This is a genomic window from Dyadobacter sp. 22481 (assembly GCF_052044875.1).
GTDB classification, from domain to species: Bacteria; Bacteroidota; Bacteroidia; order Cytophagales; family Spirosomataceae; genus Dyadobacter; species Dyadobacter endophyticus.
In genome coordinates this window covers 692,406-713,798 of the sequence record NZ_JBQENV010000002.1, presented here as the reverse complement: position 1 = coordinate 713,798, position 21,393 = coordinate 692,406, and the positions used below count along the sequence as shown (strand labels likewise).

Sequence of the window (21,393 nt, the reverse complement as noted above, 5' to 3'; positions counted from 1 at the left end):
ATGCTGCAATGTAATCTTTTATGATGGCTGCTGACTGTCGCATTTTTCGATAAATTGTCGCTGAAATAGACAAGGATTATTCAGTGAAATAGTCAAATTTGTGCCATGCAACCGGGAAACCAGCGGCGATATAAACAGAAACTAACCTATATTGCTTTTTGTTCTCGAAGCCAGTTGCCCTTTAACTATTGATAAATTAAAAATTAAATTTTTCGATGAATCACGGAAATGAATTTAGAAAATATGCCGTTCACCATCTGGGAATGAATGGTTTGACCGTCGACGGTTACATGAACCACACTGTTGAAAACATGACCCGTTCGGTAATCGAGGAACGCCCGATGAACTTCCGCGAGGTCGACGTTTTCTCCCGTCTGATGGCCGACCGCATTATATTCATGGGCACCGGTGTGGACGATAATATCGCCAACATCATCGTAGCCCAGCTACTCTTCCTCGAATCGGCAGATCCTAAGAAGGACATCCTGATGTACATTAACAGCCCCGGCGGTTCGGTTTACGCAGGCTTGGGTATTTATGATACCATGCAATATGTTCGTCCGGATGTAGCGACTGTTTGCACCAGCCTCGCGGCGTCCATGGGCGCGGTGCTGCTCGCAGGCGGCGCGGCAGGCAAACGCTCTGCGCTCCCGCACGCTCGCGTGATGATCCACCAGCCATCCGGCGGCGCGCAGGGCACCTCGGTCGATATCGAGATCACCACCCGCGAGATCGTGAAGCTGCGTCATGAGCTGTACGAGATCCTGGCGCACCACACAGGTCAGACAGCGGAACAGATCGGTATCGATTCGGATCGCGACAAATGGTTGAAGGCTTTGGAAGCAAAAGAATACGGATTGATAGACGAAGTTTTGACCCGCGAAAAGTAAATTGAACGACCTTTCTAAAAATGCCCCGTCAGCCAGGCTGCCGGGGCATTTTTAGTATATGGCCCAACCTTGATTTGGTAACCCGGTCAAAAAACCGGAAATTTGTAATAATATAACCACTAATTGTCAATTGAAAAGGAGATTTGAACAATACATTCAGTCTTCTTGTTACTTTGACTCACACGTTTGTTTAACACGGCTTTCCTGTTTTGGAGCCGGAAACATTCACCAAACTGTTAAATCGAATCGATGGCACAAGTAAGTTGTTCGTTCTGCGGACGTAAAAAAAGCGAAGTAGATTTGCTTCTTTCCGGGATTGACGCTCACATCTGTAACCACTGCATCGCCCAGGGGCATCAGGTCGTGACGGAAGAGCTGGGACCCAAAGAGGATAAGAAAGAGAAGAAATCGAAACTTCCTAAATTAAAGCCCGTTCCTCCTGTTGAAATCAAGCATTTCCTCGAACAATATGTCATTGGCCAGGACGACGCGAAACGCTCGCTGGCAGTGGCGGTATATAATCACTACAAACGTCTCAACCAGGTAAGCACCGATGACGACGTCGTAATCGAGAAATCCAACATTATCATGGTAGGCGAAACCGGAACCGGCAAAACCTATCTGGCAAAATCCATCGCCCGCATTCTGCAGGTACCTTTCTGCGTGGCCGACGCCACTGTGGTTACCGAGGCTGGTTATGTAGGTGAAGATGTTGAAACGATCCTGACGCGCCTGCTCCAAGCTGCCGATTACAATGTGGAAGCTGCCGAGCGCGGTATTGTTTATATTGATGAAATTGATAAAATCGCCCGTAAGTCGGACAACCCTTCTATCACCCGCGATGTAAGCGGCGAAGGCGTTCAGCAGGCACTGCTCAAACTACTTGAAGGCTCGATCGTGAACGTGCCGCCGCAAGGAGGCCGCAAGCACCCCGACCAAAAGATGATCAGCCTCAATACCGACAATATCCTTTTCATTTGCGGCGGTGCATTCGACGGCATCGAGCGCCATATAGGAAAGCGGATCAACACGCGGCCGATCGGTTTCTCCGGCGACAACCGTATTATCGAGATCTTCGACAAAGGTAACCTGATGCGCTACGTGACAGCGATGGATCTTAAATCTTTCGGGCTGATACCGGAATTGATAGGTCGTCTGCCTGTACTGACGCATTTGGACCCGCTGGACCGCGAAACGTTGCGGCGCATCCTGACGGAGCCGAAGAATGCTTTGGTAAAACAATACGCCAAGCTTTTCGCGATGGAGGGCATTATCCTGCATTTCGAAGAGGCGGTGCTCGATTATATTGTCGACCAGGCGATGATGTACAAGCTCGGTGCCCGCGGTCTGCGCGCGATCTGCGAATCGATCATGACCGACGCGATGTTCGACCTGCCGTCGCAGAAGGACGTAAAAGAATTTACGCTCTCACTCGACTACGCGAAGGATAAATTTGAAAAATCTTCAATGGCCTTGCTTCGCTCAGTTGCTTAGTAGTCATTGCATTAGCGTTTTTACAAGCGCCCTGCCTCTTTCAAAGAAGCAGGGCGTTTCTTTTTTCATCCCAATAATCCTATTTTTACACAAAAACACTATATTATTTTAAATGGAAACCTGGCTCATAAATAAGTCGATTGTCGTCATCGGAGGAACCACCGGCCCGGGCCTTTCCGCGGCACAAGCCTTTGTACGAAACGGCGCGAATGTGGTGGTAGTGGGACGCAACCCTGAAAGCTGTCTGATGGCAGAACTGAACCTGGGAAGCAATGCGAGGGCCAAACAGGGTGACGCAACACACCAGCAAACGGCGCTGGACGCGATCCAGCTTTGTATAAGGGAATTCGGAAGCTTCGATGCATTATATCACGCGCCGGAAGAACATGAGGAGCCTGCGACCGACGGCCCATTACATAACCTGAACCTCGAAACGTGGCGCAAAACGCTGGATCAGAACCTGACATCGCTCATGCTCTCCAACCAGGCCGCTGTAAGAACTTTCATGGGCATGAACAAGGGCGGATCAATCCTCAATCTTAGCCCTGAAAATTCGTCCACGGACAGCAACCTTGCCAGCCACGCGCGTGCGACTTCGAAAGCAGCTGTGATCGGTTTCTCAAAATCCATTGCGGCGGCTTATGCAGGACATGATATCCGCATCAATGTGATCTCAACGGACACCTCGGTACCCGCTGATCTGGATGGCGCCGCGGTGTATCTGATGTCGGATCATGCAAGATTCACCAACGGGCAATTGCTTGTCGTCGACGGTGGCAGAAGTGTGCTGGAAGAGCAATACTGACGGCCGCCAACAACGGCTGCGCTGTGAAGAAATTGCTATGAACGCAGAGAGAATCGCTTTTTTTCTTTTATTCGCGTAAAATAGTTCACCAGACACCGTACTCCTATGGCTACCGGACCGATTGTAACACTTACAATGAATCCCGCGCTCGACAAAAGCTCCAATGTATCGCGCATTGTTCCCGATAACAAACTGCGTTGCGAAACACCTAATTTTGAGGCGGGAGGCGGAGGTATTAACGTAGCCAAGGCCATTCACCGCCTCGGAGGCAACCCGATCGCAATTTTTACCGTCGGCGGCCCCACGGGCCAGCGGCTGCACAAGCTCGTAAAAAGCGAGGGCGTGGAAACAATGGTGATCGAAACCAAACAATGGACGCGCGAAAACTTTCACGTGCTCGAAACAAGCACGGGTTTCCAGTACCGCTTCGGAATGCCCGGCACCGAAATGATGCCGACCGAAGTGCGTGCAATCCTCGAAACCATGGAGGAGCTTGACCCTAAACCATCTTACATTATCGCCAGCGGCAGCCTTCCGCCGGGGGTGCCCTCCGATTTTTACGGACAAATCGCTAAAATAGCCCATAATCAGGGGGCACGGTTCATCGCCGATACTTCCGGCGACGCACTTCGGTATGCCACGGAGGCTGGCGTATATCTGTTAAAGCCAAACATCATCGAGCTCAGCGAGCTGGTGGGAGTCGATAAGCTGGAAATGGACGAGGTCGACGACGCGGCGCGTGCACTCATCATACGCGGGCAATGCGAGATCGTAATCGTGTCTATGGGCGCAATGGGCGCGATGCTCGTCACCGAAGACCAGGTAGAGCACATCCCAGCCCCGCCGGTTCAACCCAAAAGTACGGTAGGCGCCGGTGACAGTATGCTGGCAGGCATTGTATGGACATTGTCGCAAGGCAAATCCTACCGCGAAGCCGTACGAATGGGGGTTGCATGCGGTACCGCCGCCACTATGAACTCTGGCAGCGAGCTGTTTAGAATGCAAGACGTAAACCGCCTCCTCGACTGGCTGAACCGCTACGGAAAACGATACTCGGCCAGCTAATCAAAACTATGTACGAACAAATAGTAAGAAATCGGAGCTACGGTCTTTTTTAAAAAAATTAAAAAGATTTGTCATGTCCGAAACACATTCTCGCCGTCAGTTCGCCAAGATTACCGCAGCAACTGCCGCCGCCCTTACTTTCAAGCCATTCTATATCCTTCACGCCAAGCCCAAAGTGGATGGCGAGGTAATTGGCCATGGTAGCCACCGCTATAAGGTACACCAGGGCTGGGGCAACCTCGATGCGTCACAGTTCCCGGTCAACAACTGTCATGAAATGGTGCAGGACAGTAAAGGCAGGCTGATTATGGTCGGAGATGAAGTCAAAAACAATATCCTGATCTACGATCGGTCGGGCAAGCTGCTCGAAAGCTGGGGACACGAATTTCCGGGAGGGCATGGTCTGACATTGTGGAATGCCAACGGAGAGGAATTTCTGTTCATCAGCGATCCGAATATCGGCAAAGTCTTCAAAACGGATTTGAAGGGAAAAATCCTGCTGACGATCGAACACCCCTCGAAAGTGGGGGCCTATAAAGAAGCCGACCCATTCAAACCCACCGAAACAGCCATCGGCCCCGACGGTACCATTTACATTGCCGACGGTTACGGCTCACAATGGATTTTGAGATACACACCCAAAGGCGAATTTATCGATAAGTTCGGTGGTTCGGGCGACGGCGACGCGCAGTTCTCAACCGCTCACGGCATCGCGATCGATTACCGCGACAAAGCCAACCCGACGCTCATCGTCACCTCGCGCGCGCACAATGCATTCAAGAAATTTACATTGGACGGCAAATACCTCAGCACCATATTCCTGCCCGGCGCATATGTTTGCCGGCCGGTTTTCAAGGACGACACGCTTTACGCCGGTGTTTGCTGGTCACGCCTGCGTTATCTGAACCAAACGCCTAATTCAGGCTTCGTAACGATTATCGATAAATCCAACAAGGTGATATCTAACCCGGGCGGTACCAAACCAGAATACAAAAACGGGGAACTGCAACTGATGTTACAGGAGAAACCGATATTCATGCATTGCCACGATGTTTGCGTCGATAATGACCACAATATTTATGTGTGCCAGTGGAATGCGAAGAAAACGTATCCGGTGAAACTGGAAAGAGTTTAAGCAATAGGGCCTTTATCAAACAAGACAGCTGATCCGTTGGCAAATGCTAGCGGATCAGTTTTATGGTGATCCCGTTCACCACCATTGTCGACACGGTGAGAATGCCATAGGCGACTCCAATCGGCATTTGCGGCACCAGCCACGCCACACCCACCAGGAAAGCGACGAACCCGTAACCCGCCAGCAACAGGCCGTATAATATCCTGATCGCCGCGTCGGAGCCCTGCTGCGAATGCGTGAAAACTGCCAATGTGGAGGTCATGATCGGAAATGGCGTCAATATCCCGCTCCAAGTCGGGCCGAGGTAATCAGCGGCTTGTGTGAGCGCTACCACGAAAAGCGTCGCTACCAGCATTCTTAGCGGAATATCCCACGAAGGCTGTTTCTTGAAATCAGCCTTTGTTTTTGGTTTTGGAAAAAAATACAAGACGAGTGTCAGCACCACCATATTGAGTCCAACCCCTGCCGCAAGGGAAATATCTCGTCCCAAAGAGAGTAATGCAACCACAAAAAATGCCCCGTAACTAAGCAGCACCGTCGGCAACCAGCGCATCCTTGACGAAAGCGTCGCATACACCAATGCAAAAAGCATTGTTCCAACAGACCCCAGCAATGCGGAAGTGATCGTCGACGCCGCGAATGCAGCGCCGTGTTCCAATGCGATAAAGAAAGAGATCGGCCCGGCCACCCACGGAAACCCGCCGATCCACCCGCCAAGCCCCTCACCCCATTTACGAACAGCCATCGTTACCCCGGCAATAAGCGGGGGCATGAGCATAATTTTGGTTAAAAGCAGGTCGGACAATGATTTGATGCGGCAAAATGAAGCACAAATTTACATTTAAGAGCCTAATCCATTGAAAATTTGAGAAAATACTTCCCGATTTTAATTGCAACACAGTTGCAATCATCTTATTTTTGCAACGTTGTAACAAAAAGAATGTAACCCGCTTCGAACCGTCACCAATGTCTTTCACCAAAAACTTTATCCTTACCTCCCTGCTGGCCTTGCTTTCGGTCATGGCCATTGCGCAGAAGCCGGCATGCGAGTGCTTTGTGAAAGGCGTGGTGAAGGACAGGCACACCGGCCAGCCCATTGTGGGTGCTACCGTGCTGATCGTCGGGCAGAGTAATGGTGTTTTCACGGACGAGAATGGCCGTTATGAACTAAGGAACTTGTGTCCCGGAAATTATACGCTCGAATGCCGCATTATAGGTTACAGTCCATTTCAGCAAAAAGTCGACCTGACGGCCGGGCATGAGGAGAACTTTAACCTGCTCGAACAGGAAGTGCATTTGCACGATGTGGAAATCACGGCGCACCGCACCGATGCACCTTCCTCGCAGCCATTAACCACTATTTCGGGCGCCGATCTGGACAAAACACGGGGGCAGACGTTGGGCGAGAGCCTGAAAGGCGTTGCTGGTATTACCACTTTGCAAACCGGCTCTTCCATTGCCAAACCGGTCATCCACGGCTTGCACAGCAACCGCGTGCTCATTATGAACAACGGCATTCGCCAGGAAGGCCAGCAATGGGGCTCGGAGCACGCACCGGAAATCGACCCTTTTATTGCTACCAGAATATCGGTCGTGAAGGGTGCCGCCGGTGTTCGTTATGGCTCCGATGCGATTGGCGGCGTCATTTTAGTAGAGCCGGAAGAGCTGCCTGTCGACAAACCCATTACCGGCGAACTGAATGCGGTGGGCTTTTCCAACGGCCGGCAAGGCGTATTATCAGGGACTGTGCAAGGCGGGCTGAACTTTGTAAAAGGCTTTGGCTGGCGCGCACAGGGGACGATCAAACGGGGGGGGAATATCCGCACACCCAATTATTTCCTGGATAACACGGGGATCAGTGAAAACAACTTTTCGCTGGCGGCAGGTTACCGCAATAAGGGCCTGGGCATCGATGTGTTTTACAGCCGTTTTGATACGCAGATCGGTATTTTCTCCGGCTCGCACATCGGCAGCGTCACTGATTTGCTGAACGTTATCAATAATGGTGAGCCGTTCGTCAAATCCGGGTTCAGCTATGCTATTAACCGGCCCAACCAGAATGCGACCCACGAACTGCTTAAAGCCGAAACACATTACCATTTCAAGGATGGAAACCGGCTGCAATGGACGATCGCGCGGCAGTACAACAACCGTAACGAGTTCGACCTGCATCGTCCGCGCAACGATAGTATAGCGGCGCTCAACCATCCTGAGCTGACTTTCAAACTCACTTCATTGACAAACGACGTGGTCTGGGACCACAAACCTGTTGCCGGGAAAATCAGCGGGCAAGTTGGTGTAAGTACATTATACCAATACAACCTCATGAGCGGGCGCCCGCTGATCCCCAACTTCAACCTGTTCAATGTGGGCTTGTTCTGGATCGAGCGGTATGTAACCAGCAAATGGGAGCTCGAAGCCGGTCTGCGGTATGACTATCGAATGCTGAAAACCTACCGGATCGTGAACCGCGAGAAGATCGCTGACCATTTCGATTTCGGCAATTTTTCGGGGACGGCGGGCGCTACCCGTAATTTTTCCGAACGCTTTTCCGCACGTATGAACGTGGGTACGGCCTGGCGCGCACCCAATGTAAGCGAGCTGTTCAGCGACGGCGTGCACCACGGCGCGGCCGCCTACGAGAAAGGCGATGCTACTTTACAACCCGAAAAAGCCCTCAATTCCATTGCCAGCGTGAAATACGCCGCACCTAAATGGAGCGTGGAATTAGGAGGTTATTACAATTACATTTTTGATTTTATATACTTAAAACCGCAGTCAGAGCCGATTCTGACGGTCCGTGGAGCATTCCCCTATTTCAAATACACCCAGACAGACGCCTCGTTCAAAGGCATCGACGTTTCGGGAAGCTGGGAGTTTGTGAAGCGCACCACCGTTTCGAGCAAGCTCACCTACCTGCGCGTATACGACGAGCGCAACGACGGCTACCTGGTGATGATCCCGCCAAACAGGTTGGATAATGCGCTGAAATACCAGCTTGTCGACCGCGGCAAATGGAAAGACGGGTTTATTTCAATTGGAAACCTGTTGGTAGCGGAACAGAAGCGCGTTCCTGCAAACAGCGACTTCCTGCCGCCGCCGAAAGCCTATTCGCTTTGGAGTCTGCAAGCCGGCGCAACCCTGAAAGTTTCGGAAAAACAGCAGGTGGAAATCGGTATCAATGTGCAGAATCTGTTCAATACCGTTTACCGCGATTACCTGAACCGCTTCCGCTATTACGCCGACGATATGGGCCGCAATGCGTCGCTCCGCCTGAAATGGAAGTTTGGGGCTTAACGAAGCCCAGCCCAAAAATGAATTTTAATACAATATTTAAACCTATTACGTATGAAAATGAACCGTAAGTTGACCTGGATGCTGCTCGCCGGTATGACAATGGCCTTTGTGCAATGCAAAGATTCAGGCGATGACGTAGAGCCGGACGACGAGAACGAGCTGATCACTTCCGTCACATTGAAATTCACCGAGCAAGGCACTTCCAACGTCAGTACTTTTTCCTACAAGGACCCTGACGGCGATGGCGGTAACGCACCTACCAAATTCGATACCATTTCGTTAAAACCGAATACGACTTACACGTTGGCTATCGAACTGCTTGACGAAAGCAAGTCACCGGTTGACGATATTACCAAGGAAGTGGAAGAAGAGTCCTTCGAGCACCTTTTTGTGTACACACCCACTCCGGCCGCGCTGCTGACTTATACTTACGGCGATAAGGACAAAAACAACTATCCTATCGGCCTCACAGGCTCTGCGAAAACCGGTGCAGCCGGCGATGGAAAGCTGAAAGTGCAGCTACGCCACCAGCCAGGTGCGAAAAACGGCACTCCGACGCCAGGCAGCGACGATGTAAATCTGGATTTTATATTGAAGGTGAAGTAAAACGAAGAGCGTTGTATCAAATATGATCAGGTTGTCACCCTGAACGCAGTCGAGGGGCATTTGCATCATGCATTTACCCTTCGACTGCGCTCAGGGTGACAACGAAGTTCGATTTTGCTCTTTTTGTTTAATTGCATTTGGGACAAACGCCCTGTATCAGCAGATTGAAATGCTCGGGAAAGTAACCCTCCGGCAGTTGTACGGCCGGAATGTGTAAGTTTTCGAGGCAATTGGTTTCACCACACGCACTGCATTTGAAATGGATGTGGTCGTGCTGGTGCTTTTCTTCCGAACAGCTGTGCGAGCATAATGCGTAACGCAGTCCCTCGTCGTCCAGAACCTTGTGTATAATGCCTTTTTCGAGGAACGTTTTGAGTGTTCTGTATATCGTAACACGGTCGTAATTCTCTCCTAACGCTCCTTCCAGATCACCGTGCGATAATGCGTTCTTCCGATTGATAAATGTTGAAAGCACATCTTCCCGGCACGTGGTCGTCCGCAGGTGGTGTACTTTCAGCGTATCTCTTAACTGGTCCATTGTTTCCAACAGTTTGATAAATTCCTCCCTTCTAAAACCCTTCGCATCAAAGTTAAGTTCTAACCGGTTCAAATTCCAAGGATTCTGATTACACTTTCCTTGACCGGATACACAGACTTGAAAAATATTCTGCAACCCCGTTGCAAGTTCGGACCAAGGGTGTTATTTTTGCAACATCATTGTATGTAGGAAAATGAAAGCAGTACACTCACATGGCAGGGCCGACTACATTGGGATCTTAGGATCTGTGTTGTGCATTATCCATTGTATACTGGTTCCTGCATTGGCGTTCGGCTCGTCGGTGGCTACGCATAACCATTCGCATATCGGCTTCATTTCCCTCGATTACTTCTTTATCCTCATCAACGGCATCGCGGTTTACTACGCCACGCGCGATCACCGCTCGCTGGGCATTCGCATCCTGCTCTGGAGCGCATTGGCGATTTTCTCCGTTTCATTGATTTTCGAAGGCCGGCATCAGGCTTTCTCCTGGCTGGGTTACGCAGGTTCCGGATTATTGATCGCGGGTCACCTGATTAACCTCTACATTTGTCAGATTGCACCGCGGTTGAAGTTCAAAACCCGCTGATCATTTATCATATTCCACTTCGAACCGGCTCAGATCGGGACGGTTGGCGTGTTTCCTTTCCAGTTCGTATTCAAAAATGGTTTTACCCAGATTGGCCATGAACGGGAAGCCCACCGTTTCGTAATCGTATTTGTCGTCGTTGAAAACCCCGTCCTCGTTGCAGTAGATTACGGCGGTTACCATAAACTCTATTCCCTTCTCAAAATCGGCGACATAGGCATTGTCGAGCAGGAAGCCGTACGCATCGCCGCATTTGTTGAAGAGGCGTATATGGCGTGGCAGGCGCGTTTTGGTAGCGCCGAAAAGCAGGAATTTCACAAAACCATCGTAGTAATCATCGGTATAGCTGGCAGGGTACGTCGTTTCGACCGGGAACTGTGACATGTACTGGTACATAAACCGGTAATCGTCGTCCGTCAGGTTGAACCGCTGCGACGCCGGCACCTGGTCCGGGAAAAAGAGCGTTTTTAGCAAGCGGTGCTGTTCTTCGAGCGGGAAAAAGTTCTTTTTCGTAAAATCAAATGGCTCGTTCACCAAAGCACCGTCTTTCATATAACCTTTGCCCAACAGCACAGGCCCGGGCGCATTATATTCTTTCTCATTATACTTCGCAGGCTGATCGAAAACGATCCTGCCGTCCTTTTCAAAATGAACAGGATTGGTATAGCGATTATTTTCCGGCCCTATCGGCGATTCGAGACGGTGGAGAATACGGCTTTCTTTAAAACCTTTCTTATGCAGGCTGTCGTTAAACTCCTGCTGGCCGATAAACTCGTAAAGCCTGTTGAATGCGTCATTATCACTCGCCAGCAATATCTTTTTGGCATAATGCGCCACCGAGGGCAATCCGTTTTCCGCACTCGTGTCAGACTTCACCGCCGTTTGCTCTGGTCTTACCGCGTCGATAAACATCGGCGTGTACTTGTCGATGCCCAACTTGTTCAGTTTCTCAAATGCGAGTGCGACTGCCGGTAGTTTCACCGTGCTTGCCGGATAAAAATATTCGCCGGGATTTACCCGGTAACCATGCGTAGTAAAGTGCGGGACGTTGTTTTTATTCCTGTCGATCTTCGTATAGAGGACCTGCACCTTATATTTTTCAGGGTTTTGCAGGATCTGCGAGAAGCGCTCGGGGTGCTTTTTTAAGAGTTTTTCGATGAAATTATCTGCCTGGTACTGTGCATGAATTGGCAGGGCGGCCAGCTGTAAAGACAAGAGAAGCAACAGTTTATAATTTCTAAAAAAAAGCATGGAACAGACCGGGCACGTGTTAGCCGAATATACGATTTTTTATTTTAAAGGGCGTTCGGAATTAGTTTTTACTCCCTGCGTCCTTTACTTATCAGACATAAAATAGGGCGAATAATGGAAGAAAACAAGTTACGCAGCAGGGGCTGGTTTGGTAAATCGGGTAAGGATGGATTCATTTACCGTGCCTGGATGAAAAACCAGGGCTATCCCGCTGATGAGTTTGAAGGACGGCCGGTAATCGGCATTTGTAATACATTTTCTGAGCTGACACCCTGCAACGGGCATTTCCGTGAGCTGGCCGAATCCGTGAAACGCGGTGTGTGGGAAGCAGGCGGCTTTCCGCTCGAATTCCCCGTGATGTCATTGGGGGAAACGCTCATTAAGCCCACGGCAATGCTCTACCGTAACCTCGCGAGTATGGACGTGGAAGAATCCATCCGCGCGAACCCGATCGATGGTGTGGTATTGCTTTGCGGTTGTGATAAAACAACGCCTTCGCTGGTGATGGGTGCTGCGAGTGTGGATATCCCGACCATCGTCGTTTCCGGCGGACCGATGCTGACAGGTCGTTATCGCGGTAAAACCATCGGTACCTCCGACGTGTGGCGTTTCAGCGAATTGCACCGCAAGGGCGAGCTCACGCAGGAAGAACTCTACACCGCCGAGGCATGTATGTGCCGCAGCGACGGCCACTGCGCGGTAATGGGTACTGCTTCCACGATGGCCTGTATGGTAGAATCGCTGGGGCTCACATTACCTGAAAATGCGGCGATACCCGCGGCGGATTCGCGGCGGAAGGTACTGGCACATTTGTCGGGCCGGCGCATTGTGGATATGGTGAAGGAGGACCTGCGGCTTTCGCAAATCCTTACCCGCGAGGCATTCGAGAATGCGATCATGATCAATGCGGCCATTGGCGGCTCGACCAATTTTGTGATCCACCTGCTCGCGATTGCGGGACGCATTGGTGTGGATTTACATTTGGATGATTTCAATGATCTCTGTAAAAAAGTGCCGCTGTTGCTCAATTTGCAACCTTCGGGTGGCTATTTTATGGAAGATTTCTATTATGCGGGAGGTTTGCCGGTCGTCATCAAAGAGCTTAGCGCCATTTTGCACCAGTCGGTCATCACGGCTAATGGTAAAACAATGGCTGAAAACTCGGCGAGCGCGGAATGCTTCAATCCGGAAGTGATCGGCACGATGGAGGAACCGATTAAAGACCTGACGGGATTGGCCGTCGTGCGCGGGAACCTTTGCGAGAATGGCGCGGTGATCAAACCATCGGCCTCGCTGAAACCAGAACTGATGCAACACCGCGGCAAGGCCATCGTATTTGAGGATATTGATGATTATAAGCTCCGCCTCGACGATCCGAACCTCGACGTGGATGAAAACAGCATATTGGTATTGAAAAATGTAGGGCCGAAAGGCTACCCGGGCATGCCGGAGGTCGGAAATATGTCGTTACCTAAAAAGTTGCTCGCGCAGGGTGTGATCGACATGGTACGCATTTCCGACGGACGAATGAGCGGGACGGGGTTTGGAACGGTAGTTTTGCACGTGTCGCCGGAAGCTGCCGTGGGCGGCAACCTTGCTTTGGTACAGGACGGCGACTATATTGAACTGGATGTGGAGAACAGAAAGCTGCATCTGGAAGTGTCGGACGAAGAACTGGCGCGTCGCAGGCAACTCTGGAAACCACTTGAACTGGGCTATAACCGGGGTTACGTACACCTGCACATCGCCCACGTAACGCAGGCGCACGAAGGCGCCGACCTCGACTTCCTCAAAGGCGGTTCGGGCGATAAAGTAACAAGAGATTCGCATTAACAGGCTGGTAATGCAGCTTTACCCGGATCGCCGGCCGCCGCATTACCACCTTCAAAATTCAGCATTGCAATGAGTAGCCAACTTTTTGATAACCAGGTCGCGATTGTAACCGGTGCCGGACAGGGCATCGGGTTTGAAATAGCGAAACAACTGGCTTGCCAGGGTGCCGGCGTTATCCTGAACGATACCAACAAAGCCCTCGCCGCCGAGGCAGCCAAGAAAATACGGAACAAGGAAGGCGAATGCGTGGCCTTCGCAGGGGACGCTTCCCAGCCGGAAGTGATCGACGCGATGGTCGACGAGGCCGTCAAATGCTTTGGTAAACTGACACTGACCGTTTGTAATGCAGGTATTACGCTTTTTGGTGATTTCTTCGAATACCCGGCCGAAAATCTGCGGAAAGTACTGGAAGTGAATCTAATGGGCTCGTTCCTGCTCACGCAGGCCGCTGCAAAGCAAATGCGGAAGCAGAAATCAGGCGGGAGGATATTACTGATGTCGTCCGTGGTAGGCCATCAGGCACACCAGTTCCTGGGCGCTTATGCGATGACCAAAGCCGGGCTTGAAATGCTGGCCAAAAACCTCGTGATTGAGCTCTCCCCGCATGGGATTACGATCAACGCCGTGGCGCCGGGAGCAACTTTAACCGAGCGGACACTGGCGGAAGATCCTACTTATCCTAAAACATGGTCGGCGATTACGCCCATGGGCCGTCCCGCGATTTGTGAGGACATTGCCAATGCCGCATTGTTCCTGCTATCGCCGCATTCGGGCCATATCACGGGGCAAAGCCTGATCGTCGACGGCGGTTGGACTTCCGTGAGTCCCCTGCCGGATTTGAGTAATATGAATGTGAAGTAGCCCCTATTCCCCCGAAAAAAGCTGCGCTTCCAGGTCATCGATCGTTCCGTCTTTTGAAAAGAACAACTCGCGTGGCTTGGCAGCGGTGCTTGGGTTGACGGTCATAAAGCTGCGGTACTGATCGTCGGTGATAATCTTTAAAGTCAATGCCCTTTTCAGCACCATCGGGAATGGCACTTTGAAGAAATTGGCAATATCGGACGCCAGAAAGCCCGGTATTTTGGAAATATCATTCCTGAAAAAGCTTTCTACTTCCTCAAAAGGCAGCAACGCTTCGAAAATAAGCTGCTCCGAGCGGGTAGCGAGCGATGCCGTGTTCGCGTAGATCGTGTGCAAACCGAGCGAGACCGTAAGCAAATGAATGTGGTAATTGCGCTCGTTGATATCCGAAGCCGCATTCACGAAAACCCAGCCTTTCTGATGGTAGATCGCCGAGAAGCCCTTGAAAAGCGGGTCCACTTTATGCAGTTGTGCGATCTTGATGCCCTCGGGATATGGTAATTTATGCCCGATCTGATGCACAATATCCTGCGCGTAGGAAATGTCAGCCACCTCGCCAGCCGGTTCGATCATCCAGTCACCGTTCACCAAACCTTCAAAAAGCTGATTCGTGATCCTTTGGCTTTCTACCTGTCCCAAATGCAGGACGATGCGGTTACCGCGGACGGAATAATCAAGAAGAAGCTGGTTTTTGGGTTGCTTTCTGGGCATGTCGGGATCGTTGTTGAGGCGTGAGTTTCAAATATAAGGCAATTTTATCGCCACTCCAAGGTGTTAAGGAGCTGAACCATGTCGGCCTGCAGATAATCGATGACGGGTGCCAGCGAATCATTTTTGGTGGCCGTCGGGAAGTAAATCGCGCCCCTCATGAAATGCCCTGTACTGTCGGTAGTATAAAACTGGTACGGACTAGGCACATCGCCTTCAATCCTGAACAACAAAGCCGTCCGTCCCGATTTGCTCAAAACACGCTGCTCCTGGATCGACGAAGCCCTGATCTGATGCTTACTTGCCAATTTGTAACTATCGTCGATAAAAGTTTTCAGCAAAGCCGGGTTGCTGCCGAGCGGCTTGTAGGTAATTTGAATATTAGCCTTAAACTGCGGATAACTGATAAAAATCCAGTCTTTCCCCGCCATTTTAAATGTATCCGGCTCCACCACCGCATATTTGGAATATTGAAATGTGTAGGGATACTTTTCGGGGAGCTGCCGGTAGCTGTGTGCGGGAAGGTCAATGCGGTTGTAGCCTTTGGGTTTCGGAACGTAATTTTGCTGCCCTTCTTTTTTACAGCCCGACATTAAGAGCAGTGAAGCAGGCAGTATAATGCTAAAAATGAATCTGTACATAGAGTTGGTCCCGTTGGCAAACTTGCGCAAAACTAACGAAAACAGCTTTATATTAATTTTATCTGAAACCTGTGAAAACAAAAAAGCGAAACTATCGCTGATAGTCCCGCTCTCCGGCGCCCTCCTCTGTTACTCGACGGTAACCGATTTGGCAAGATTTCTTGGCTGGTCGACATTCCGGCCCCGCATTACTGCGATATAATACGAAAGCAGTTGCAGCGGGATCACGGAAACAAGCGGCGTCAGAATTTCATGGGTATTGGGCACTTCGATCACAAAATCGACCATCCCGGGGATTAATGTGTCGCCTTCCGTCACGATCGCGATTACACGGCCTTTGCGTGCTTTCACTTCCTGGATATTGGACACGATCTTTTCATAGGAACTGTCCTTCGTAGCCAGGAAAACTACCGGCATATCCTCGTCGATTAGTGCGATCGGGCCGTGTTTCATCTCCGCGGCGGGATAACCCTCGGCGTGGATGTAGGAAATTTCTTTGAGTTTCAATGCCCCTTCCAGCGCCACAGGAAAATTCAATCCACGTCCCAGATAAATGAAGTTGCGCGCATAAGTGAATATGAATGCGATCTCCTTGATTTTAGCCGCATTTTCAAACACGCGCCCCACCTTCGCCGGGATCGTTTCGAGCTCGATCAGCAGCTGGCGATAGGTTTCTTCCGAAATCGTACCTTTTCGTTTCGCTACGGCAATGGCCATCAACGTAAGCACAGTCACCTGGGCAGTAAATGCCTTCGTACTGGCCACGCCGATTTCCGGGCCCGCGTGTGTATAAGCGCCTGCATGCGTAGCACGGGCGATGGACGACCCAACCACGTTGCATACTCCGAATATCGTAGCCCCTTTGGATTTTGCGAGCTCAATCGCCGCAAGGGTATCCGCTGTTTCGCCCGATTGGGAAATGGCTATTACAATGTCGTTTTCTTTAATGACCGGGTTACGATAGCGGAACTCGGAGGCATATTCTACCTCCACATTGATCCGCGCCAACTCTTCGAAAAGGTATTCGGCTACCAAGCCGGCATGCCATGAAGTACCACAGCCTACGATCACCACGCGGTCGGATTGGGCGAGCTTATCGAGGTAGTCGTTCAGTCCACCAAGTTGCAGGTGCGCGTCGTCCGCACGCAGGCGACCGCGCATGGAGTCGGCAATAGAGCGGGGCTGTTCGAAGATTTCTTTGATCATGAAATGGTCGTAACCGCCTTTCTCGATGGTTTCCAGCTCCATTTCGAGCTTTTGAATGTATGGAATGGTCTCTTTGGTACTTTCAAGGTGCTGAATGCTCAGTTTGCCGTCGCTGATTACCGCTACTTCATAATCGTCAAGGTAAACGACGTCTTTTGTGTATTCCACAATGGGTGTGGCATCCGAAGCGAAGAAGAATTCGCCCTCGCCTATCCCGATCACCAGCGGGCTGCCTTTGCGGGCCGCAATGAGCTGACCAGGATGGTCGACCGACATGACGACGATGGCATATGCGCCCACTACTTCTTTCAATGCCAGCCGCACGGCAGCTTCGAGCGTAGCACCCGTTTCTTTCTGGACATCTTCGATGAAATGGATCAGTACTTCGGTATCTGTGTCGCTCAGAAACTTATGACCTTTGCCAATCAGGTTTTGTTTGATCGACGCGTAATTCTCGATAATGCCGTTGTGGATAATGGACAGGCGGCGGTTGTTTGAATAATGCGGGTGGGCATTTACGTCATTAGGCTCGCCGTGCGTGGCCCAGCGCGTGTGGCCGATGCCGATCGTGGCGGTAAGATGCTTTCCTGCCAGCTCCGATTCGAGGTCCGACACCTTCCCCTTTTTCTTGTAAATATTCAATTCGTTATTTTCGAGCAACGCTACTCCCGAACTATCATAACCACGATATTCCAGACGTTTCAGTCCCTTTAAAATCAAAGGATATGCCTCCCTGTTTCCAACATAAGCCACAATTCCGCACATATTCTTAAAATATTTTAATTTTTGTGTATGTTCTAGACTAGGCAAATAAATGGCAATCGGCGGTCGTTAGCAAGCTAATTTTTAATTAAATACTAAAAAATATCCAATTTATAGAAAGTGCTCGAACACGCGAAACATTCCTGAAAAACACAAAAAAGCCGGCGACTCTGAGAATCGCCGGCTTTTCCGCGTTGTGAAATCTATCTGTTAGCTTACCAGATCATTATAGAGATTGTAATACGACTCCGAGAAATTCTCATCCTGCTCATCGAGCTGAACGCGTTTCGGCGCATTGTTGAAAATTTCATTTAGACTCGCGCTGCAATGCTCCTCGGCTTTCAGCACCGCGTCGGCATAAGCACATCCGATTTTTACAAAACCTTCGAAATCGGCAGAATGCAAATGCGCCAGCGCCTCATCACTCACGTCCATTGCCTTGGCTTTGCTCTGCAAATCGGCATCGAATTTATAGTCAAATGCATTATTATGTACGGTAAACACACTTTTCGTATCCTTAAACATCGGATCGTTACGGTAAGTGGTTTTAAGGTACAATGGAATCAGAGCCGTCATCCAGTCATTACAGTGCACCACGTCCGGAGCCCATCCCAGTTTTTTAACTGTTTCCAAAACACCCTTGCAAAAGAAGATCGCGCGCTCGTCGTTGTCGTCGAAGAAGTTGTTTTCCTTATCGAAGAATACGGATTTGCGATGGAAGTAATCATCGTTATCTATGAAATAGACCTGCAACTTCGCATTTGGAATCGAAGCTACTTTGATGATCAGCGGCTTTTCTTCATCTCCTACGGTAATATTGATTCCTGACAGTCGAACTACTTCATGAAGCCTGTTTTTGCGTTCGTTGATAAGACCGAAACGCGGAACGAGTATCCTGATTTCTGCCCCTCTTTCCTGCATTGCCTGAGGAAGCTTCCTTACGTAATCGGCAACATCGGTTGTTTGGAGGAAGGGATTGATTTCACTGGCTACATACAAAATTCGTAGTTTCTCCATAGATCTTTTAGCAGTTTGTGAAAAAAAGTTTTGCAAAATTATACAAAAAAAATGGCAATTTCAAAAGATATTCCAAACTAATTGTCATATTGCGCCCAGTTTGGGATTTCCGTGTCCTGATGTTTCCATAATCTGCTTTACGAATGATGCTATCTTGAAAAAGCAATCGTAGCCCGCAGGTTACTCCCTCAGTTTTCGAATTTTACATGGAAGTATTCACTTCGGTCAAAAGCCTCCGCCAATACCTGGATCAGCAAGTTTTACAGCAAAAAACCATAGGCCTCGTCCCCACGATGGGTGCCCTTCACAAAGGCCACATTTCGCTGATTGAAGCCGCAAAAAAAGACACTGATATCGTCATTTGCAGCGTATTTGTGAATCCGACTCAGTTCAACAACCCCGAGGACCTGGCCAAATACCCGAGAACGTTTGAAGCAGACCGTGCCATGCTCGAAGAGGCAGGCTGCTCTGCTGTCTTTGCGCCATCCGTAGAAGAAATGTATCCCGAGCAGCCCGTCGTTAAAATGAACTTCGGCGCATTGGAAACTGTAATGGAGGGTGCATCTCGCCCCGGGCATTTCAATGGCGTGGGCATTGTTGTTTCCAAGCTCTTTAATATTGTAAAGCCGCACCGGGCGTATTTCGGGCAGAAAGACCTGCAACAGGTGTCGGTAGTACGCCAGCTGATCAGCGACCTCGGGTTCGGATTTGAGCTGGTGATATGCCCCACCGTTCGCGAAAAGGACGGACTGGCGATGTCCTCACGTAACACGCGCCTGAACGCGGCTGAACGCGCGATAGCGCCGCACATCTACCGCATACTCGCAGCGGCGGGCGAAGACCTGCGCACGGGAGGGCAGGTAAGCGAAGTAATCGGTTGGGCAAAAAGTGAATTTGCGAAGATCAAAGAATTTACCCTCGACTATTTTGAGGTAATCGATATCAAAACCTTGCTACCTATTGAAAAAATAGGCCCTGCGGGCCTCAATGCGATCTGTGTAGCGGCTTTCCTCGGCCCGGTAAGACTGATCGACAATATTGTATTCTGACTTAACTCACCAACGCATTAAAATGAAGAAGGCCCCTTTCGGAGCCTTCTTTTTGTTGTTATGCCAATTTCCAGTCGCCGCGGTATTTGCGTTGCACGAACTGGTTTGCTTCGTCGAAGTTGGTAATCTTCATGTTCTTGCCATCCCACAACAGTTTTTTGCGGCCCGGGTAGTCGAAACCCTTGCCATCGGCCTTCGCGGCGCGGAGGTTGTAGCTGCGGATACCGAGGTTACCCATGATCACAGTCTCCGTCAACGGACCAGCGTAATCGAATGATGAAGTCAGCGCTTTGTGCTCCTTGCTGTTGAAACCAGCCTTGCAAGCGTCGCTCCACGATACGTGGTGACCAAATTCCGGCATCGTCGTGTATTTGTTACCGAAGTCGCCTTGTTTGTATTCCAGCTTGGTGCCGTCTTTGAGGTATACTTTTGGTGCAATACCATAAGTTCCGCAAGTCATTACACCTTTTTCACCAATCAAAAGCACACCATTGCTGCTATCCGGCTCTCCCAGCGGATCGTTCGCGGGGATCAAATCCGGGTGGAACGGACGGAGACCACCGTCGTGCCAGGTCAGCGTCACTTCCGACTTGTTCACTTTGTTCGCAGGGAATTTCAATTGAACGCGTGACGATGGCGGGCAGCCTTCCGGAATGTATTCTGCATTCCAGTCCTTAATGAACACCTGGCCAACGCTACATTCAAGTTCCGTTGGATAACCAAGGCCGAGCGTACGGAACGCCGGGTCGATCAGGTGGCAACCCATGTCGCCCAGTGCGCCGGTACCAAAATTCCACCAGCCTCTCCATTTGAACGGGTGCCATGCGGGGTTATAATCCACCCAGTCGGCACAACCTACCCACAATTCCCAATCGATATCCGCAGGCACTTCATGTTTGCCGGTCGGAACGGGAATGCCTTGCGGCCATACCGGGCGATTGGTCCAAACATGTGCTTCGTGGACGTTACCGATGAGGCCTTTGTTAAACCATTCCTTCATCTGGTTCTGCGCAGGGTTGGAAGCGCCCTGGTTACCCATTTGGGTTACCACTTTATATTTGCGCGCAGCTTCGGTGAGCATGCGTGCTTCGTAAATATCGTGTGTAAGGGGTTTTTGTACGTACACGTGCTTGCCACGCTGCATGGCTGCCATCGCGATGATCGCGTGCATGTGGTCGGCAGTCGAAACCGTTACGGCATCGATGCTCTTGTCCATTTCGTCGAACATCTTGCGGAAGTCCTTGTACTTCTTCGCATCAGGGTGCAGCTCGAAATTCTTTTTCACTTGTGGCTGTCCCCAGTCCACGTCGCACAGTGCCACCAGATTTTCGGCGCCTTTGTTCCATGCATTGTTGGTGTCAGAAAAACCTTTTCCGCCCACGCCTACACCGGCGATGTTGAGCTTGTCGCTCGGCGCTTTATATCCTTTTCCCAGCACGTGGCGGGGAACAATGAAAAAACTTCCAATGGCCGCTGCGGAGGTCTTCTGTAGAAAGTCCCGGCGGTTAACGTCTTTCGGTTTGTTTTCTGTACTCATCGGTTTTGGTAATGAAAATATAAAGTAGATTAATATAGATTAAAGGAATAAGTTTTTACTGAGGATCAAATACTATTAAATCCCGCTTAAATATAATAATGTTCTCACG

19 protein-coding genes are annotated in these 21,393 nt (G+C 50.3%); 11 read left to right on the top strand and 8 right to left on the bottom strand.

The features are described 5' to 3' along the window. Positions 1-215: 215 nt before the first annotated feature. The 5 genes from ACTJJJ_RS13055 (at position 216) to ACTJJJ_RS13035 (ending at position 5,389) form a co-directional block, all read left to right on the top strand. Positions 216-890 carry a ClpP family protease gene (locus ACTJJJ_RS13055; RefSeq protein ID WP_188934518.1) on the top strand — a complete coding sequence of 225 codons (675 nt, stop codon included), beginning with the start codon at positions 216-218 and terminating at the stop codon, positions 888-890. A 249-nt stretch (positions 891-1,139) separates the two neighbouring features. Further along, complete coding sequence (gene clpX, locus ACTJJJ_RS13050; RefSeq protein WP_188934520.1) at positions 1,140-2,384, top strand: ATP-dependent Clp protease ATP-binding subunit ClpX; 1,245 nt, start codon at positions 1,140-1,142, stop codon at positions 2,382-2,384. Between the two features lie 112 nt (positions 2,385-2,496). After that, positions 2,497-3,189 carry an SDR family NAD(P)-dependent oxidoreductase gene (locus ACTJJJ_RS13045; RefSeq protein WP_426292909.1) on the top strand — a complete coding sequence of 231 codons (693 nt, stop codon included), beginning with the start codon at positions 2,497-2,499 and terminating at the stop codon, positions 3,187-3,189. Positions 3,190-3,294: 105 nt separating this feature from the next. Further along, positions 3,295-4,254 carry a 1-phosphofructokinase family hexose kinase gene (locus ACTJJJ_RS13040; RefSeq protein ID WP_188934523.1) on the top strand — a complete coding sequence of 320 codons (960 nt, stop codon included), beginning with the start codon at positions 3,295-3,297 and terminating at the stop codon, positions 4,252-4,254. A 73-nt stretch (positions 4,255-4,327) separates the two neighbouring features. Beyond that, the gene (locus ACTJJJ_RS13035; protein WP_188934525.1) at positions 4,328-5,389 is read left to right on the top strand and encodes a 6-bladed beta-propeller; all 1,062 of its coding nucleotides are present in this window, start codon (positions 4,328-4,330) and stop codon (positions 5,387-5,389) included. A gap of 46 nt (positions 5,390-5,435) precedes the next feature. Here ACTJJJ_RS13035 and ACTJJJ_RS13030 read toward each other — a convergent pair whose 3' ends face one another. Further along, positions 5,436-6,161 carry a hypothetical protein gene (locus ACTJJJ_RS13030; RefSeq protein ID WP_188934527.1) on the bottom strand — a complete coding sequence of 242 codons (726 nt, stop codon included), beginning with the start codon at positions 6,159-6,161 and terminating at the stop codon, positions 5,436-5,438. Positions 6,162-6,355: 194 nt separating this feature from the next. Here ACTJJJ_RS13030 and ACTJJJ_RS13025 point away from each other — a divergent pair, with 194 nt between their 5' ends. Then, on the top strand, positions 6,356-8,686 hold the full coding sequence (locus tag ACTJJJ_RS13025; RefSeq protein ID WP_440702012.1) for a TonB-dependent receptor: 2,331 nt from the start codon (positions 6,356-6,358) through the stop codon (positions 8,684-8,686). Positions 8,687-8,737: 51 nt separating this feature from the next. Then, the gene (locus ACTJJJ_RS13020) at positions 8,738-9,292 is read left to right on the top strand and encodes a hypothetical protein (RefSeq protein ID WP_188934531.1); all 555 of its coding nucleotides are present in this window, start codon (positions 8,738-8,740) and stop codon (positions 9,290-9,292) included. Between the two features lie 127 nt (positions 9,293-9,419). On the opposite strand, the gene ACTJJJ_RS13015 is transcribed toward ACTJJJ_RS13020, so the two are convergent. After that, on the bottom strand, positions 9,420-9,830 hold the full coding sequence (locus ACTJJJ_RS13015; RefSeq protein WP_188934532.1) for a Fur family transcriptional regulator: 411 nt from the start codon (positions 9,828-9,830) through the stop codon (positions 9,420-9,422). Positions 9,831-10,023: 193 nt separating this feature from the next. Here ACTJJJ_RS13015 and ACTJJJ_RS13010 point away from each other — a divergent pair, with 193 nt between their 5' ends. Continuing rightward, positions 10,024-10,419, top strand: coding sequence for a MerC domain-containing protein (locus ACTJJJ_RS13010; RefSeq protein ID WP_188934533.1), 396 nt, complete (start codon positions 10,024-10,026; stop codon positions 10,417-10,419). Here the strand turns inward: ACTJJJ_RS13010 and ACTJJJ_RS13005 are convergent, their stop codons facing one another. Beyond that, on the bottom strand, positions 10,420-11,634 hold the full coding sequence (locus ACTJJJ_RS13005; RefSeq protein WP_440702011.1) for a serine hydrolase: 1,215 nt from the start codon (positions 11,632-11,634) through the stop codon (positions 10,420-10,422). A 150-nt stretch (positions 11,635-11,784) separates the two neighbouring features. Here ACTJJJ_RS13005 and ACTJJJ_RS13000 point away from each other — a divergent pair, with 150 nt between their 5' ends. Beyond that, on the top strand, positions 11,785-13,503 hold the full coding sequence (locus tag ACTJJJ_RS13000) for an IlvD/Edd family dehydratase (protein WP_426292904.1): 1,719 nt from the start codon (positions 11,785-11,787) through the stop codon (positions 13,501-13,503). A gap of 69 nt (positions 13,504-13,572) precedes the next feature. Beyond that, on the top strand, positions 13,573-14,364 hold the full coding sequence (locus tag ACTJJJ_RS12995; protein WP_188934539.1) for an SDR family NAD(P)-dependent oxidoreductase: 792 nt from the start codon (positions 13,573-13,575) through the stop codon (positions 14,362-14,364). A gap of 3 nt (positions 14,365-14,367) precedes the next feature. On the opposite strand, the gene ACTJJJ_RS12990 is transcribed toward ACTJJJ_RS12995, so the two are convergent. The 4 genes from ACTJJJ_RS12990 to ACTJJJ_RS12975 form a co-directional block, all read right to left on the bottom strand. Next, positions 14,368-15,075 carry a hypothetical protein gene (locus ACTJJJ_RS12990; RefSeq protein ID WP_188934541.1) on the bottom strand — a complete coding sequence of 236 codons (708 nt, stop codon included), beginning with the start codon at positions 15,073-15,075 and terminating at the stop codon, positions 14,368-14,370. A gap of 44 nt (positions 15,076-15,119) precedes the next feature. Continuing rightward, positions 15,120-15,713 (bottom strand): gliding motility lipoprotein GldD, encoded by a 594-nt coding sequence (gene gldD / locus ACTJJJ_RS12985; protein WP_440702010.1) that lies wholly within the window; start codon positions 15,711-15,713, stop codon positions 15,120-15,122. A 129-nt stretch (positions 15,714-15,842) separates the two neighbouring features. Continuing rightward, positions 15,843-17,684 (bottom strand): glutamine--fructose-6-phosphate transaminase (isomerizing), encoded by a 1,842-nt coding sequence (glmS, locus tag ACTJJJ_RS12980; protein WP_440702009.1) that lies wholly within the window; start codon positions 17,682-17,684, stop codon positions 15,843-15,845. Between the two features lie 207 nt (positions 17,685-17,891). Beyond that, a complete protein-coding gene (locus ACTJJJ_RS12975) occupies positions 17,892-18,698 on the bottom strand; it encodes a glycogen/starch synthase (RefSeq protein ID WP_090380574.1) in 807 nt (268 codons plus the stop codon). Between the two features lie 206 nt (positions 18,699-18,904). On the opposite strand from ACTJJJ_RS12975, the gene panC reads away from it, so the two are divergent. Then, positions 18,905-19,747, top strand: coding sequence for a pantoate--beta-alanine ligase (gene panC, locus ACTJJJ_RS12970; protein ID WP_440702008.1), 843 nt, complete (start codon positions 18,905-18,907; stop codon positions 19,745-19,747). Positions 19,748-19,805: 58 nt separating this feature from the next. Here panC and ACTJJJ_RS12965 read toward each other — a convergent pair whose 3' ends face one another. Then, positions 19,806-21,284: a Gfo/Idh/MocA family protein gene (locus ACTJJJ_RS12965; protein ID WP_188934549.1), complete on the bottom strand. Its 1,479-nt coding sequence runs from the start codon at positions 21,282-21,284 to the stop codon at positions 19,806-19,808. Between the last annotated feature and the right edge of the window lie 109 nt (positions 21,285-21,393).

Coding starts and splice junctions, on each gene's coding strand:
- ACTJJJ_RS13055 (WP_188934518.1), top strand. CDS start 216: ATGAATCACGGAAATGAATTTAGAAAATATGCCGTTCACCATCTGGGA.
- clpX (WP_188934520.1), top strand. CDS start 1,140: ATGGCACAAGTAAGTTGTTCGTTCTGCGGACGTAAAAAAAGCGAAGTA.
- ACTJJJ_RS13045 (WP_426292909.1), top strand. CDS start 2,497: ATGGAAACCTGGCTCATAAATAAGTCGATTGTCGTCATCGGAGGAACC.
- ACTJJJ_RS13040 (WP_188934523.1), top strand. CDS start 3,295: ATGGCTACCGGACCGATTGTAACACTTACAATGAATCCCGCGCTCGAC.
- ACTJJJ_RS13035 (WP_188934525.1), top strand. CDS start 4,328: ATGTCCGAAACACATTCTCGCCGTCAGTTCGCCAAGATTACCGCAGCA.
- ACTJJJ_RS13030 (WP_188934527.1), bottom strand. CDS start 6,161: ATGCCCCCGCTTATTGCCGGGGTAACGATGGCTGTTCGTAAATGGGGT.
- ACTJJJ_RS13025 (WP_440702012.1), top strand. CDS start 6,356: ATGTCTTTCACCAAAAACTTTATCCTTACCTCCCTGCTGGCCTTGCTT.
- ACTJJJ_RS13020 (WP_188934531.1), top strand. CDS start 8,738: ATGAAAATGAACCGTAAGTTGACCTGGATGCTGCTCGCCGGTATGACA.
- ACTJJJ_RS13015 (WP_188934532.1), bottom strand. CDS start 9,830: ATGGACCAGTTAAGAGATACGCTGAAAGTACACCACCTGCGGACGACC.
- ACTJJJ_RS13010 (WP_188934533.1), top strand. CDS start 10,024: ATGAAAGCAGTACACTCACATGGCAGGGCCGACTACATTGGGATCTTA.
- ACTJJJ_RS13000 (WP_426292904.1), top strand. CDS start 11,785: ATGGAAGAAAACAAGTTACGCAGCAGGGGCTGGTTTGGTAAATCGGGT.
- ACTJJJ_RS12995 (WP_188934539.1), top strand. CDS start 13,573: ATGAGTAGCCAACTTTTTGATAACCAGGTCGCGATTGTAACCGGTGCC.
- ACTJJJ_RS12990 (WP_188934541.1), bottom strand. CDS start 15,075: ATGCCCAGAAAGCAACCCAAAAACCAGCTTCTTCTTGATTATTCCGTC.
- gldD (WP_440702010.1), bottom strand. CDS start 15,713: ATGTACAGATTCATTTTTAGCATTATACTGCCTGCTTCACTGCTCTTA.
- glmS (WP_440702009.1), bottom strand. CDS start 17,684: ATGTGCGGAATTGTGGCTTATGTTGGAAACAGGGAGGCATATCCTTTG.
- ACTJJJ_RS12975 (WP_090380574.1), bottom strand. CDS start 18,698: ATGGAGAAACTACGAATTTTGTATGTAGCCAGTGAAATCAATCCCTTC.
- panC (WP_440702008.1), top strand. CDS start 18,905: ATGGAAGTATTCACTTCGGTCAAAAGCCTCCGCCAATACCTGGATCAG.
- ACTJJJ_RS12965 (WP_188934549.1), bottom strand. CDS start 21,284: ATGAGTACAGAAAACAAACCGAAAGACGTTAACCGCCGGGACTTTCTA.